11 protein-coding genes are annotated in these 15,384 nt (G+C 57.1%); 9 read left to right on the top strand and 2 right to left on the bottom strand.

Translation table 11 applies throughout. From position 1 onward, the window contains the following. The first annotated feature begins 5 nt into the window (after nt 1-5). The 8 genes from uca to spoVT all read left to right on the top strand — a co-directional run bounded on the left by uca (nt 6) and on the right by spoVT (nt 11,718). Complete coding sequence (gene uca / locus PKO01S_RS19235) at nt 6-3,653, top strand: urea carboxylase (protein WP_127533068.1); 3,648 nt, start codon at nt 6-8, stop codon at nt 3,651-3,653. Next, nucleotides 3,653-5,515, top strand: coding sequence for an allophanate hydrolase (gene atzF, locus PKO01S_RS19230; protein WP_246070639.1), 1,863 nt, complete (start codon nt 3,653-3,655; stop codon nt 5,513-5,515). Before uca ends, atzF begins: the two co-directional genes overlap by 1 nt. A gap of 71 nt (nt 5,516-5,586) precedes the next feature. After that, nucleotides 5,587-6,423 (top strand): ABC transporter ATP-binding protein, encoded by an 837-nt coding sequence (locus tag PKO01S_RS19225; RefSeq protein ID WP_127533067.1) that lies wholly within the window; start codon nt 5,587-5,589, stop codon nt 6,421-6,423. A gap of 401 nt (nt 6,424-6,824) precedes the next feature. Further along, the gene (locus PKO01S_RS19220; RefSeq protein ID WP_127533066.1) at nt 6,825-7,496 is read left to right on the top strand and encodes a DUF559 domain-containing protein; all 672 of its coding nucleotides are present in this window, start codon (nt 6,825-6,827) and stop codon (nt 7,494-7,496) included. A gap of 670 nt (nt 7,497-8,166) precedes the next feature. Further along, on the top strand, nt 8,167-8,832 hold the full coding sequence (locus PKO01S_RS19215) for an energy-coupling factor ABC transporter permease (protein ID WP_127533065.1): 666 nt from the start codon (nt 8,167-8,169) through the stop codon (nt 8,830-8,832). After that, nucleotides 8,804-9,166, top strand: a complete 363-nt coding sequence (locus tag PKO01S_RS19210) for a PDGLE domain-containing protein (protein WP_127533064.1) — start codon at nt 8,804-8,806, stop codon at nt 9,164-9,166. The genes PKO01S_RS19215 and PKO01S_RS19210 overlap by 29 nt, the downstream gene beginning before the upstream one ends. Then, nucleotides 9,117-10,823, top strand: a complete 1,707-nt coding sequence (gene cbiQ / locus PKO01S_RS19205; protein ID WP_127533063.1) for a cobalt ECF transporter T component CbiQ — start codon at nt 9,117-9,119, stop codon at nt 10,821-10,823. The genes PKO01S_RS19210 and cbiQ overlap by 50 nt, the downstream gene beginning before the upstream one ends. A gap of 352 nt (nt 10,824-11,175) precedes the next feature. Next, nucleotides 11,176-11,718: a stage V sporulation protein T gene (spoVT, locus tag PKO01S_RS19200; protein ID WP_127533062.1), complete on the top strand. Its 543-nt coding sequence runs from the start codon at nt 11,176-11,178 to the stop codon at nt 11,716-11,718. A 92-nt stretch (nt 11,719-11,810) separates the two neighbouring features. On the opposite strand, the gene PKO01S_RS19195 is transcribed toward spoVT, so the two are convergent. Together PKO01S_RS19195 and PKO01S_RS19190 are read right to left on the bottom strand one after the other, a co-directional pair. Beyond that, nucleotides 11,811-12,944, bottom strand: a complete 1,134-nt coding sequence (locus PKO01S_RS19195) for a serine hydrolase (RefSeq protein ID WP_127533061.1) — start codon at nt 12,942-12,944, stop codon at nt 11,811-11,813. 55 nt (nt 12,945-12,999) lie between these two features. Next, a complete protein-coding gene (locus tag PKO01S_RS19190; protein ID WP_164779674.1) occupies nt 13,000-13,725 on the bottom strand; it encodes a metal-dependent hydrolase in 726 nt (241 codons plus the stop codon). Between the two features lie 247 nt (nt 13,726-13,972). Here PKO01S_RS19190 and PKO01S_RS19185 point away from each other — a divergent pair. Further along, on the top strand, nt 13,973-15,384 hold a 1,412-nt coding region (locus PKO01S_RS19185), incomplete at its 3' end, for an oligosaccharide flippase family protein (protein WP_127533059.1).

Below are 15,384 nucleotides of genomic sequence, written 5' to 3'. Positions count from 1 at the left end.
TGATTATGTTTACGAAAGTGCTTATTGCCAACCGCGGCGCCATTGCCGTCCGCATCGAGCGGACGCTGCGCAAGCTCGGCATCGCCTCGGTTGCTGTATATACGCAGGCCGATCAAGACAGTCTGCATGTCGACGGAGCTGATGAGGCCGTATTGATCGGAGAAGGCGCCGCGAAAGACAGTTATTTGAATGGGGAACTTATTCTCCGCATTGCGGAGGAGACGGGGGCACAGGCCATTCATCCGGGATACGGCTTCTTGAGCGAGAATGCCGAGTTCGCCCGCGCTTGCCGCGAGCGCGGCATTGTCTTCATCGGGCCGACGCCGGAGCAGATGGAGATGTTCGGTCTGAAGCATTCCGCGCGCGAGCTGGCCGAGCGGGCAGGCGTGCCGATGCTGCCGGGGACGCCGCTTATTACGGAACTGGATGAGGCGGTCGAGGCCGCTTCGCGCATCGGCTATCCGGTCATGCTGAAGAGCACCGCCGGCGGAGGCGGCATCGGCATGCGCGTATGCGAGAGCGGGCAGGAGCTTAGCGCCGCATTCGAAGCGGTACGGCATTTGGCAGAGACGAACTTCAAGAACGGCGGCGTGTTCCTGGAGAAATATATTGCGAAGGCGCGGCATGTCGAGGTGCAAATCTTCGGCAACCGGTTCGGCGAGGTCGTCGCGCTTGGCGAGCGGGACTGTTCGATTCAGCGCCGCAATCAGAAGGTGATCGAGGAAAGTCCGGCGCCGAATCTGACGCAGGACGTACGCGAAGCGATGTTCCGTGCCGCGCGTGATCTGGCTGCCGAGGTCGGCTACCGGAGCGCGGGGACGGTCGAGTTTCTGTATGATGCGCAGGCGGGCGAGTTTTATTTTCTCGAGGTGAATACACGGCTGCAGGTGGAGCACGGCGTTACGGAAGAAGTGCTCGGCGTCGATCTGGTGGAGTGGATGGTGAAGGAAGCGGCTGATGAGCTGCACGGATTGGATTCGTATGTTCCGGCACCTCAAGGGCATAGCATTCAAGCGCGGATATACGCGGAAGACTGTCTGCATGACTTCCGGCCGAGCGCTGGCCAGTTGGACGTTGCTATGTTCTCGGCGGAAGCCCGTAATGAGACGTGGGTGCGCGATGGTATAACGGTCACGTCGCTGTATGATCCGATGCTGGCGAAAATTATAGTACACGGCGCGAACCGCGAGGAAGCGATCGACAAGCTGGCTAAGGCGCTATCGGCAACGCGTATGTATGGGATTACAACGAACCTTCAATATATAGAAGCATTGTTAGGGGAGTGCGCTGTGCGGGAGGGTGATGTGTTCACCCGAATGTTAGCGGGCTTCCAGCCTTCCGAGCGCGCGATTGAAGTGCTGGACGGCGGCGTTCAAACGACCGTTCAGGATTATCCGGGGCGTCTTGGCCATTGGGATGTAGGCGTGCCGCCATGCGGTCCGATGGATCCGCTGTCGTTCCGGATAGGTAACAAGCTGCTCGGCAACGCTGACGATGCGGCAGGCATTGAATTAACGCTGCGCGGCGGATCGTATCGATTCCGCGGCGAGATGACATTCTGTCTTACCGGCGCGGATATGGATGCGAAGCTCGATGGAGTGAGCGTCCCGCAATACGAGCCGGTGCTGGCACGGCAAGGGCAGACGCTTCGCTTCGGTGAAGCGAAGGAAGGGCTGCGCACTTACCTGCTCGTAGCGGGCGGGCTCGACATGCCGCGCTTGATGGGCAGCGCATCGACGTTCACGCTCGGCGGCTTCGGAGGCCACGGCGGACGTGCGCTTCGCACGGGTGATGTACTGGCGGTTAACAGTGGCAACGGTGCGGCTCGAATGAGCGGCGGTTCGCTTCCGGAAGAGCATCGTCCAGCGCTGACACGCGAATGGACGATCGGCGTAATCCCGGGTCCGCACTGCACGGAAGAGTTTCTGCTGCCGGCATTTCTTGAAGAGTTAGCTATTGCTCAATATGAAGTGCATTTCAATAGTTCGAGGACCGGCGTCCGCCTGATCGGCCCTGCACCGTTGTGGGCGCGTGAGGACGGCGGCGAGGCGGGCTTGCACCCGTCGAACATTCACGATAATGCTTACGCGGTCGGCACGCTCGACTTAACCGGTGACATGCCGATTCTGCTCGGGCCGGACGGACCAAGTCTTGGCGGCTTCGTCTGCCCGGTGACGACGGCTTCGGCGGAGTTCTGGAAGCTTGGACAGCTGCGGCCCGGCGACAAAGTCCGGTTCCGCCTCATTACGCTGGAAGAAGCGGATCTTATGCGCGATCGGCAGAACGAACGGCTGGCGGCGATCGGTTCCAGGGAGCGCGGGGCGATTGCCCGGGAAATGACACTGCCTGCAGCTCGTCCGTTCGATACCGGGTATCCTGTGCTGGCGCGGGAGCAGGAAGGGCGCGCGATTCCGGTTACGATCCGCTGCAGCGGCGATGAGAATTTGCTCGTCGAATACGGACCGATGGAGCTGGATCTGAAGCTCCGGTTCCAAGTTCATGCGCTGATGCAGTCCATACAAGACAGCGGAACCGTTCCGGTACTCGATCTCACGCCAGGCATCCGGTCGCTTCAGGTGCATATCGACCGTTCCCGCATTACCGTTCGCGAGGCATGCGACCGGATCCTGGAGCTGGACCGCAAGCTTCCTCCGCTCGAATCGATCCGCGTTCCTTCGAGGATCGTCCGTCTCCCGCTGTCATGGGATGACCCGGCAACGCAGCTCGCGATCGAGCGGTATCAGCAAGGGGTTCGTCCGGATGCTCCATGGTGTCCGAGCAACCTGGAGTTCATTCGCCGAGTGAACGGTCTTGCGAGTATCGAGGACGTTCGACGGATCGTGTATGAGGCGAACTATCTTGTGATGGGGCTTGGCGATGTCTATCTCGGCGCCCCTGTCGCGACGCCGGTCGATCCCCGTCACCGGCTCGTGACGACGAAGTATAATCCGGCCCGCACTTGGACGCCGGAGAATGCCGTCGGCATCGGCGGCGCGTACATGTGCGTGTACGGAATGGAAGGGCCGGGCGGCTACCAGTTCGTCGGACGGACGATTCAGATGTGGAACCGGCTGCGTCCGGCAACGGACAGCTTCAAGGACGGTAAGCGGTGGTTGCTCCGGTTCTTCGATCAGATTCAATTCTATCCGGTTGAAGCCGATGAGTTGCTTCGCCTGAGGGAGCAGTTCCCTCGCGGACGCTATGAAGTCGAGATTACGGAGACGACGTTCGACCTGGGCGAGTATTTGAAGTTTCTCGATGAGATCGAGGAGAGCGCAAGCGAATTCCGCGTCACGCAGCAAGCGGCATTCCAAGCGGAGCGCGAGCAGTGGAAAGCGCTAGGCCTTGCCGAGTACGTATCCTCCGAGCCGGAAAGCAGCGGATCGGAAAGTGCTGAACAGTTGCCGGAAGGCGCGGAAGCGGTACGGTGCAATATGCCGGGCAGCGTCTGGAAGGTGCTTGTCGAGCCGGGACAGCGTGTGAAGAAAGGCGATCCTCTCATTATCGTCGAGAGTATGAAGATGGAGTTCTCGCAGCTTGCGCCATGCGACGGATATATCGTCCAGGCGGAATATGTGAAGCCGGGCGACTCGGTTCACGCCGGTCAACTGATTGCGGCCATGCGTACGGCGGAATCGGAGGTGGCGGTGTGATGGCGATGAATACAGGTATAGGTGCAGCTTCTAGTGTCGACGATTGGCCGGAACGGTTCACGGTGGAATGGTTGAAAGGTCGGTATGCAGCGGGAGCAGTCACTCCGGAGGAGGTTATGCTCGAGGTTGTGCGCCGCGCGGAGCGGGATGCGGAGATGAATATTTGGATTACGCCGCCTTCGGCGGAGTTGATCATGCCTTATGTGGAGCGTCTACGGATGCTCGATCCGGCTGGCGCGCCGCTCTGGGGCATTCCGTTCGCGATCAAGGACAACATTGATCTGGCAGGCGTGCCGACGACGGCGGCTTGCGGTCCTTTCGGTTATATTCCTGCTGAGCACGCGGTCGTCGTGGAGCGTCTTCTGGAAGCGGGAGCCATTCCCGTCGGCAAAACAAACCTCGACCAGTTCGCAACCGGTCTCGTCGGCACGCGCAGTCCGTTCGGCGAGACGCAAAATGCGCTTCGTCCGGAGCTGATCAGCGGCGGCTCAAGCTCGGGCTCCGCTGTTGCAGTCGCTCGCGGGCAAGCCGCGTTCTCTCTTGGCACCGACACAGCCGGCTCGGGCCGCGTGCCAGCGGCGCTGAACCGGCTTGTCGGCTACAAGCCGAGCCTTGGCGCATGGCCGGTGAAAGGCGTCGTTCCGGCATGCGAGAGTCTCGATTGCGTCACCGTGTTCGCGCATAGCTTGGACGATGCTTACATCATCGACGATATTGCGCGCGGGTTGTGCGGCGATGATCCGTGGTCTCGCAGCTTGCCTGCGCCGGGTTCGCTTCGGCCGTCCCGGCTGCTGCTGCCGTCCGGCGGGTTATCCTTTTTTGGATCATATGCAGAGGGGTATGAAGCGGCTTGGCACACAGCAATTGAGCGGCTGAAGGAGCTAGAGATAACGGTAGAGTATATCGATACTGGTCTGTTCGCGGAGGCAGCGGAGCTGCTGTACGGCGGACCTTGGGTAGCTGAGCGGTGGGCAGGGATCGGCGCCTTCGTCGAACAGAATCCAGGCGTGACGTTCCCGGTAACGGAGCAAGTGCTTCGCTCCGGCGCTGCTGAAGCCCATACGGCGGCATCGTTGTTCAAGGCGAAGCATAAGCTGCAGCGGCTGAAGGCGGAAGTGCGCCGATTACTGCATGATGCCGTGCTCGTGCTGCCGACGGCAGGGGGAACGTGGACGCGCGAGCAGGTGCGGAACAATCCGGTTGCGGCGAACACGGCGATGGGCAGCTATACCAACCATTGCAACCTGCTCGACTTGTGTGCGGCGGCAGTCCCGGCAGGGGAAGCGGCCGAGGATGTGCCGTTCGGCATCACACTGTTCGGCTTGGCGGACGAGGAGAGCTTGCTCCGCGGAGCGGCAGAGCGGTTTGTTGGAGCAGCGGGGCTGACTGCGAGTGCTCTTGCTGGTGAAGCGCCGGTATCCGCCGCCTCCGAAGACACGACACTTGTCGCGGTATGCGGACTGCATATGCGCGGCTTTGCGTTAGAGCCGCAAATGTTCGGCAGCGGTGCGGTGTTCGTGAAGGAGACGCATACCGCCGCCAAATATTCGCTGCTTCGGCTGGCAACGACGCCAGCCAAGCCGGGGCTGCTCAAGCACGCCAATGGCGGCGAGGCAGTCGAGCTTGAAGTTTGGTCGATGCCGCGATCGGCATTCGGCGCATTCGTCGCCGCGATTCCGTCGCCGCTTGGCATCGGGAAGATTGAGCTTGCGGATGGCACGGAAGTGCCGGGCTTCATATGCGAAGGCTATGCGGCTGCGGTGGATGCTGGTGCGGAGGATATTACCTCGTTCGGCGGATGGCGGGCATATATGATGCATTGCGACGAGACGAGGCGGCTGTCGGATCCTCTTGAAGCTTAATCCTGGTTGTCGAGCGGCGCAGTTTGAATGAAGCAAGCGATGGCTTGAAATAGTGTGCGGGAGGGATTGCGATGGTCAACGGAGGAACGGCCGCAGATACGGCATCTGTGCAGGGGGATGACGGGCAGCGGCAGGCGGAGAACGATTTGATTCGGGGTAAAATCGAGATAAACGGGCTGAACAAAATATATACGTCCGGCAAAGCGCGGTTCGAAGCACTTCGCGATATTGATCTCACGGTTGAGCCGAACGAATTCGTGACGATTCTCGGGCCTTCTGGCTGCGGCAAGTCGACGCTGCTTCGCATTGTGGCGGGGCTGGAAGACTATTCATCCGGCGATGTACTGCTTAACGGCGATCCCATTATCGGACCGGGCGCTGACCGGGGAATGGTCTTCCAAGGTTATACGTTGTTCCCATGGCTGACGGTGCGGGAGAACATCGAATACGGCTTAAAGCTGAAAGGCGTTCCGACGCTTTCAAGGCGCGGGTTGTCGAGTTATTATTTGAAGATCATTCGGTTGGAGCCGTTCGCCAGTGCCTATCCGAAGCAGCTGTCCGGCGGCATGAAGCAGCGCGTTGCGATCGCGAGAGCGCTGGCGAATCGGCCGAAGGTGCTGCTCATGGACGAACCGTTCGGCGCACTCGATGCGCAGACGAAGATCGAGATGCAGGAGATGCTGCTGGACGTCTGGGAGAAGGAGAAAACGACGGTTCTCTTCATTACCCACGATATTGAAGAAGCGATTTTTCTGTCGCAGCGCATCATCGTGATGGGGGCAAATCCTGGCCGAATCCTGCAGGAGTTCCAGATCGACTTGCCCGCCCAGCGCACGGCTGAAGTGCGGGAGATGCCGGAGTTTCTCCGTCTGAAGCGTGAGCTGGCTCAGCTTCTGAGGCACGAATAGTCTAGTTCGAGTCGCAACGTCATGAACATGGGAGAACCGCTAGCGTCGGCGTGTGAATCGAAAGTCTGCACAATGTGCAGTAATTTCGGCGATTGAACCGATGCGAAGGACAGTTACTGTATATAGTGCAGGCATTTGTGGTTCTCCCTGAGGTTTAGGCGTTGGAACGGGTGAAATCCCTGCACTTTGTGCAGGGATTTTGCTTTGTGGCGGCGAGAGCGGGGTGAGATTCTGCACTTTGTGCAGGAACACCGAATAGGATGTTGAAGGTAGCTTTAATCGGTCTAGTCGGATGCTCTAATACGCGCTATAATGGCTTCAATGAGACGAAGAACGTCCCAGCTCTTTCCGAAAGGAATGTAGCGGGGCGTTCTTTTTTTGTTACTGGGGAGGAATGAGGGATGACGTTTGAACAAGCATATGAACACTTTATTCAGTCGCATTTACAGAAACGGACTGGAGAGCGGAGGGGGAGATTGGAGCGTGGTCATCGGGAGGCAGAAAAGCAGTTTTGTAGTCATGTATGGTGGCCGTTAGTAGGAGGTTTTGATGATTTGCATCCAGAGTATGAGGTGTTGGACTGGCGTGGGCGGCCGTATTTTTGTGATTTTGCTTGGCTAACGCCATATGTGAAACTTGTTATTGAAGTGAAGGGGTATGGACCTCACGTCCGCGACATGGATCGGCTTAAATACTGCAATGAGTTGAATCGGGAAGCCTTTCTTTCGGCGATGGGTTTTCAGGTTATTTCTTTCTCGTATGATGATGTATCTCAACGCCCGGAGTTGTGCGTTACATTGCTTAGAATGGTGCTTAGCCGGTTTATGACAAATACGTCGAAATCAGTATCTCCGGCAACTGCTGCACATAAAGAGCTCATAAGGCTGGCGAATGCTTTGGGAAGACCTTTGCGTCCGATCGATGTGGAGAGGTATTTGAACATTAATCATCGTACGGCGGTTAATTTGCTTCGAACCTGCAGTAAGTATGGGTGGTTTGCTATGATTGCCGGTGCGAAAGGTAAAAATATTGTGCGGTATGAGCTCCTTCCGAGCGGGATTAGACAGTTATAGGCACAAAAATTTTCATCTCGTTAGGTAGAAATGTAGGTGTGAAGGCCCTCATAGTCACATATGGCAGAGTGCCGTCGTGTGAATCTTGCTTCTGCACTGAGTGTAGGAGCAGGATGATCCCAGTCTAAAATGAGTTGTAGGAGAATCCTGCACAACCTACAGTAATTTCGACGATTGAGCCGATGCGAAAGATAGTTACTGCATAATGTGCAGGCATTTGTGGTGCTCTCGGGGGGATTAGGCGATGGAAGGGTTAAATCCCTGCACTTTGTGCAGGGATTTTGCTTTGTGGCGGCGAGAGCGGGGTGAAATCCTGCACAATCTGCAGGAATGCCCACGTTCGCAGTGAGCCTTAGGCGCGCCGGTATGAAACTGAGCACCAAAGCGTTGAATCAGCGTCGGAAACGGGGGTGCGTCGATGTGTGAATCGAAATCCTGCACAAAGTGCAGCTCGTTCGAATGGAGTCGATGAAGCTGCCCGCTGATGGACTGCAACCGCGCCAGTCAAACCTTACATTGTTAATCAATTGAACAGGGAAAAGCCTCAGGAAGAGAGTAAGGAAGCGGCGTGTATTTGCGTTGTTAACTGCTTGACGAAAGTGGGGGAATGAACGATAATGGAAAAAAGTCCATGTTAGATTATCTGACATTAGTGGGGCGGTGAATGACGATGCACATACCCGATGGGTTTCTAGACGCGAAGACATGGATCTCGACGACCATCATCGGTGCTGGGGCGGTGAGCTACAGCCTGCGCAAGTCGAAGCTGTCGCTGGAGCCGAACAAAATTCCGATGGTCGCCTTAATCGGCGCATTTGTTTTTGCGGCGCAAATGATTAATTTTCCTATAGCAGGCGCCACTTCCGGCCACTTCCTAGGCGGAGCGATGACCTCTATTCTATTCGGTCCGTGGATAGGAACGATCGTTATGGCTGCAGTGCTGCTGGTACAGGCAATTGTGTTTCAAGATGGTGGCATTACGGTGCTGGGAGCGAACATTTTGTGCACGGGTTTTATCGGTTGTTTCACAGGAAATGGAATATATATGTTAGGTATTAAACTGTTAAAAGGCCGAGGAAGGGCGGCTTTGACGTTCATTGCATCTTGGATGTCGATCGTCGCCGCCGCTTCGGGCGTGGCATTGCTTCTTGCCTTGTCCGGCACATTCGAACTTGCAACCGCGATACAAGCGATGGTGGGCTGGCATATGCTTATCGGCATCGGGGAGGGTGTTATCACGATGCTTGTGACGGGCTATCTCATGGAGAGAAGCACAGCTATTCCCGCGAGAGGGGGACAGGCGGCGTATGAGAACGTTCCGCGTCACCGCGCATAGAACGAAGTGGATTGTAATGGCCGTTATTACGATTGCAACGGCGGCCGTTCTGTCGCCTTGGGCTTCTTCCCATCCTGACGGATTGGAACGTGTAGCTGAGGATCACGGATTTCTGCATCAAGCAACCGCATGGAATAAGCTGGCCCTGATTCCGGGTTACGAGTTGTCTAGCATCAAGTGGACGGCGGCCAGTGTCGGCTTAACCGGATTGATTGGGATTGCGGTAATGGCAGGCGCGCTATGGGGGTTGACCCGATTATTAACGCGAAGCGGAGGCGGTCGGAATGAGCAATCGGCACCTGACGGAATTAAGCTCAAGCATGACAACGGCTAACGATCAACCGAACCTGGGCAATCCAGCCCCGGATCCGGAATCACAAGCCCGAAGAAGCAGACGAACGAGTATGAAGCTGTTAAGTGTTCTGGGCCTGCTGGCCACGGTTATGTTCTTTCGGCATCCTGCTGTCCTGATGGGGACGGCAGGATGTTTTCTATTCGGCATGCTTTGGCATGGCATTCCGCTGCGGACGATCGGCAAGAGACTGCTGCTTATCGTTCCGTTCGCTTTAGGCGCGATTGTATTTGTTCCGTTCCAGCACACGACAGGAGAAACGTTAATTTTTCATTTCATGGGCAAAGCCGCGACGGAGGAGGGCGTGGAGCGGGCGTTTGTTCTGCTGCTGAAAATCGTGTGCGCCAATCTGCTCGTCACCTATCTCCTTCTGTCGACCCCCATCTTCGAACTGATCAAAAGCATGCGGGCGCTCGGCGTGCCTGCCGTACTGCTCGAAATCGTCGGCCTCATGCTGCGCTACCTCGTATTATTGAAGGAAGAGGTGCGCAGCATGGTGAAAGCGCAGCAATCCCGCGGGCTTCGGCTCGACGGTTGGCTGTGGAAGAAGAGCGCATACCGCCGGTTCGGCGAGCTGCTCGGTGTATTGTTCCTTCGGGCGTACAGCCGCAGCGGCAGAATCTATCAATCGATAGCCGCCCGCGGAGGCTTTGGAGCTGGATTTGAGGTCGGAATTGTCGGCAACGGCACTCAGTACGCGGCTTCAGCAGATTCTGAGCGGCAAGAGCAGGAGGGAGAGACGGAGATGGCGATACAAGCGATGCAAGCGATGCAAGTGCAAGAGGTTACTTATCGGTACGGACAAATGGAAGCGCTGCGCGGGATTACATTTCATTTGGAGCGTGGTGCGAAGGCTGTCCTGATGGGGCCGAACGGAGCGGGCAAGTCGACGCTCATTTCACTGTTGAACGGTCTGGAGCAGCCGGCGGGCGGAGTCGTAACGGTATTCGGCGAAGTGATGACGAGAGACAACGCGCTGCGGCTTCGCCGCAGAATTGGTGTCGTCTATCAGGATCCGGACGATCAGATTTTCTCTTCGACCGTAGAGGAGGATGTCGCATTCGGGCCGCGTAATCTGGGACTGTCCGAGCAGGACGTAGAAGAGCGGGTTGCGGAGGCGCTGAAAGCGGTCGGGATGAGCGAATACCGGCGCTGGTCGCCTTTTGAGCTTAGCTATGGACAGAAGAGACGGGTTGCGATTGCAGGGGTACTGGCGATGCGGCCGGAAATGGTTATTTTGGACGAACCGATGGCGTTTCTCGATCCAAGAAGCCGTGACGAGCTGCAGCGGCTGCTGGAGCAAATGCACGAAGACGGCTATACGCTGCTCGTGGCGACGCATGATGTCGATTTTGCGGTCGAATGGGCGACGGATGTGCTTATCCTGAAGGACGGCAAGCTGCTTGCCTCCGGTACAGCGGACTTGCTGTTCGATGACCGGCTGCTGACGAAGGCGGATTTGCATTTGCCGAGATTGGCGAGGCCGTTCCGATTGCTGCAAGAGATGGACCATGTACGTCCGCGCACCGTTCGGGACGCAGCGCAAGCGATTTGGCAGCTTATGGCCAGGGGCGGAGAAGGAACGAAAGGACGATTGTTCAAAAGAATGGATGGAGAGTCCAGACAGCGGGAAAGATAACAGTGCCCGCCCGAGCGGGTTCCTTCAGCCGGGAGCAAGTGGCGCTGGTTCCGTAAAAAGGTGGAAATTCGTCAAGCGACGGGCCGGAACCGGGAACTTTCGGGCATTTCGGTGAAAAGTCAGGTTTCAGCTACTCCGTTTAGGCGGCGAATAAGAAAATGGGAGGGGATGAATACTATGGTCAAGTTCCAACATCCCTTCTACAAAATATAAGCGGACGGACGAGCGGCGGTTGACTCACGCTTATAGCAGGCAAGAATTCGGAACGTAACACAGCTTCCTTCACAGTGCGATAACCGGCGGCAGGTATCCAGTGGACTTAAAATCTTCAGGGAAAGTGGGGCAACAAGACATGAAAGCAACTGGTATTGTGCGTCGCATCGACGATCTTGGCCGTGTAGTAATCCCGAAGGAAATTCGCAGAACGCTTCGCATCCGCGAGGGCGATCCGCTGGAAATTTTCGTGGACCGCGATGGCGAGGTTATCTTGAAGAAGTATTCACCGATTGGCGAGCTTGGCGATTTCGCGAAGGAATATGCAGAATCGTTGTCCGAAAGCACGGGCCATGTAACGATGATTTCGGACCGTGACACCATCATTGCAGTGGCTGGCGCTTCCAAGAAGGAATTTATGGACAAGGCGGTCGGCAGCATTCTAGAGAATTGTATGGAGAATCGGAAGACGGTCGTGGAAACGAACAGCGGCTCTTTCGAACTTATTAAGGATTTGAACGAAACGTACGCTTCTTACGTCGCGGCACCAATCATTGCAGGCGGCGATCCGATCGGCACGGTTGTTCTGCTCTCTAAGGAAGACAACGTGAAGATGGCGCAGATGGAACAAAAGATGGCGGAAACAGCGGCCGGCTTTCTGGCCAAGCAGATGGAGCAGTAGTCCCGTTCCGCCGTATCCTGTACGAATATTACAGCCTTCTCGCAGCTAGGGCCGCAGGCCCGGCATGGGGAAGGCTGTTTGTTGTGCTGCCTCTATGACGCAGACAAAGCCCGCTGTTGTTTCAGTTGTTCCCGGAATTCGGGATCCTTGAGCAACAGAAGCTCGAATCCGTTCATTAAGGCGGACAGTTTCTCGACCAATTCGGGATTCAGTTCGTTGAAGAAAATCGCAGCCTCGGTCGCATTGCCCTGCTTATCTTCAGCGTAGATGGCTTCTGTTAAAATGCAGGCGGTTGATCCGCCTTTCCTGCCGGCTTGCGTCAGCCATTGCTGATTGCTCGGATGCTCCATAATTGCTTCTAGTATGATTTTTAAATGAGTTTGAACTGTTGGATCATAGTAGTTGCCGGCATTGATATACCGCATGATGGTGACGTATTCCCTGGTCGTGGAAGAGATGAAGCGTTCGGAGTTCATCTTGTCCCAGTCCGTGTCGTACCAGCTGTGAAGATCGGCCGATGTTTTATAAGAACCGTCCGTATCCGCTTGCAGCAGCAGATGAATACGATAAGCTTGCTTGCGGAACTCATCAGGAGACATTTCGCGAAGGCTGGATTTCGCTTGGCTCACGGCTTCTTCAGGGGGAAGGCCAGAATATTGCTTCGACCATTCATACGGAATAAGAAGGCTCGATACAAAAGGGTATAGAGGTTCATGACGGGTAAGTCCTAACTCTATTAAATTCCGGTTAATGTTGTCGAGGCCGAGTTGCTCCATTAAGTATTCCGCATTTGCATTCGAGCTGAATTGGATCATGCCTTTCGCTACTTCCTCCAACCGGATGCTATCGTTCGTGATCCGGTCGTTCTCTCCTAGGAATGCAATCCAGTTCGGGTGCGCGTCGCCATCCAAATCCTTGAGATAGAAACGGTCCAACTCACTTAGCATAACTAGTCTATCAGGCTGAATACGCCCCGATGCAGCTTGCTTCGCGTATTCGATGGCAACGATAATTTTGACGGTGCTGGCTAGCGGCATCAATCGGTCAGGATGCGCCTCGAACAGTACTTCCCCGTTATGAATGATCTGCGCGGAAGATTGTTCGGGATGCTGCTCGATAAACCTTAGAATGGCATTGCCTTTGCGATTGATGCGCTGTCTTATCCTTCGTCTTGCATACATAGGTACCAGAATGATGAGTATAACGGTCAAAATAATAAATTCCACTCGATCTCCTCCTTACGGTAAGAAGGAATACGAAAGAATGGAAGTAACGTTCCGTTTAATGCATCCATAACCGCCAGCCGCCCATTTGAAAGAAGACGATCCATGCGAAGATGAACGTGACGCCAATGGCGGCCGTCTCTACGACGGCGGCGCTGGATTTGCCGGAGCGCATGAGCGGAATGCGCAGTTTCCATGGCAGCGGAGGCAGCGGCTGAATGCCCCGCTGCGACAAAGCGTCGGCTAACAGATGAAGCAAGTAGGACAGACCGCCTGCGATCGGAACTGCGGGCGATTGCGGTGCCATCCAATACAGCGCGGCGCTCCAGAATGCGGTTGCATACAGCGTGTGCGTGAAGCCGCGATGGGGAACGAGAGCACAGATGACGAGCGTCAGTCCAGCGGCGGTCAACCTTGCATCATATACGGTGCCGCCTATCGTGAGCGCTCCGCCGACAATAAGCATGAGCAGCTGGCGCAGCCAGCGGGTTGAAGCGATGGCTGTCAGCCCGATAACGGCGCCGGCCGCCCAGTTCAGAGGGTATTGCGCACGGGTGAGCCAGACGGCCGCCCCGGCCGCGAGCAACAACGCGATCTGAAGCGCCCGGATCGCCGGCTTCGGGAACGTCCGGTTGGCGAGCATGCCATTCGGCTCGTCGAGATCGGGCAGCAGACTGCCGATGACGGCTGCGGCCGCCGCCGCAGGCGTTAAGGATACATCCAGCAAGGCGGATATGGACAGCGATATGCCGGTGCTGACGACAAGATGTGTGGAACCTTTCAATGGCGCACCGCCTTTCAATGACATGGGTGTAATGCAGTACGATCATTGTAGTAAAAATAACAGGCATATGCAAACATATGTTTGCATATGCGATGTTGAGGCTAACGAGCGAATGCCGAATAGGTCTCTAGTTCCGCTCCTCGCGAGCTTGGCGGCAATCGATTATTCATAGGGGAGTATAGGCCTGCTCTATTCTTTTTCCTGTTATAATGGAGCAATCGTATTATAGGAGAGGTAACGGATAAGAATGAACAGTGTAACGGTGAATGAACGCCGAAATTCGGTGTGGAACGGCGCGCTGCTTATGGCCGCGGCTATGATTCTATCGAAGATGATAGGCGTGCTTCAGAAAATCCCGCTGCAAAATTTAGCCGGCGACCGCGTGTTCGGCATCTACAATGCGGTATATCCGCTGTATCAAATGCTGCTCGTTGCCGCGACGGCCGGGCTGCCGCCTGCGGTGGCGATCATCGTCGCCAAGCGGTTGGCTGACGGCGACCGTGCGGGTGCGCGCAGCGCGAAGCGGGCGGCGCTCTGGCTGCTCGGCCTCACAGGGGCGGCAGGTTTTGCGCTGATGTGGCTGGGCGCGCCGGCAATCGCAGCGGCGATCGGCGACGAAGAGACGGCTGGGGCGATCCGGTCGATCGCATTCGCCCTCTGGTTTGTGCCGGCACTGTCGGCTCTTCGCGGCTATTCGCAAGGGATGAACGATATGCCGGCTTCCGCGCTATCGCAAGTGACCGAGCAAGTGCTGCGCGTTGCTGTCATGGCGGGGATGCTGGCCTGGGGTATGTCGAACGCCTGGCAGGACGGTGATATTGCCGCAGGCGCGATGGCCGGCTCGGCCGCAGGCGCGGCGGGGGCGATGGCGCTTATGGCATGGAGGCAGCGCCGTCAGCAATTGGGCAGCCTGCAGGCCGCCATTGCAGCAGTGCCGGCAGGCGCAGCGGTGCAGGGAGATAGCAGGCAGCCTATAACGCCGCGACGACTGAGGCTTCGTCAGCTTGTATCGGAGATGGGCGGCCTCGGGAAGCTCGCTTTCCCGATGGCATTCGGCGCGGCGGCGGTTCCGCTTGCAGCGGTCGTAGATGCATTCATGGTGCCGAGGCTGCTAAGCGGCTCTAATCTGACCGATGCGGAAGCAATGTTCCAGTTCGGTTTATACGGGCGGGGCCAGACGCTTGTGCAGCTGGTGGCGATGGTCAGCGGTGCGGCAGCCTCGGCGTTGGTTCCGTCGCTGGCGCTTGCACGCCGGCAGAACGGATGGCAGGAGGCGAGGCTGCAAGCAAGCATTGCAATGCGGGCGTCATGGTGGATCGGAGCGGGCTCCGCACTCGGTCTCGCCTTGCTTGCGCGGCCGATCAATGTTATGCTGTTCGCCGACGACCAAGCGACGGGCACAATGGCTCTCGTTGGCTTAACGACGCTGGCTGCGGCCGTTCAGACGGTGTCTGCTGCCGTGCTGCAGGGATGCGGCAGCGTTCGGCTGCCGGCGCTGCTGCTCATATGCGCCGCCGCGCTCAAAGCGCTGCTGAACGCCGTGCTCGTGCCGGCCTACGGCATCGACGGCGCGGCGGCGGCTGGCGCGATTGCGCTGACCGCCGCGGCTCTTGCCGCCGCATGGGCGGCGCAGGGCGCGCTGAGCGGCGGCGATGGCCC

Origin of the sequence: Paenibacillus kobensis NBRC 15729, assembly GCF_004000825.1 — a bacterium.
In the GTDB taxonomy this organism is placed as follows: domain Bacteria; phylum Bacillota; class Bacilli; order Paenibacillales; family Paenibacillaceae; genus Paenibacillus_T; species Paenibacillus_T kobensis.
Note: the sequence above shows the minus strand (reverse complement) of the source record. Positions and strands in the feature narration are given on the sequence as shown.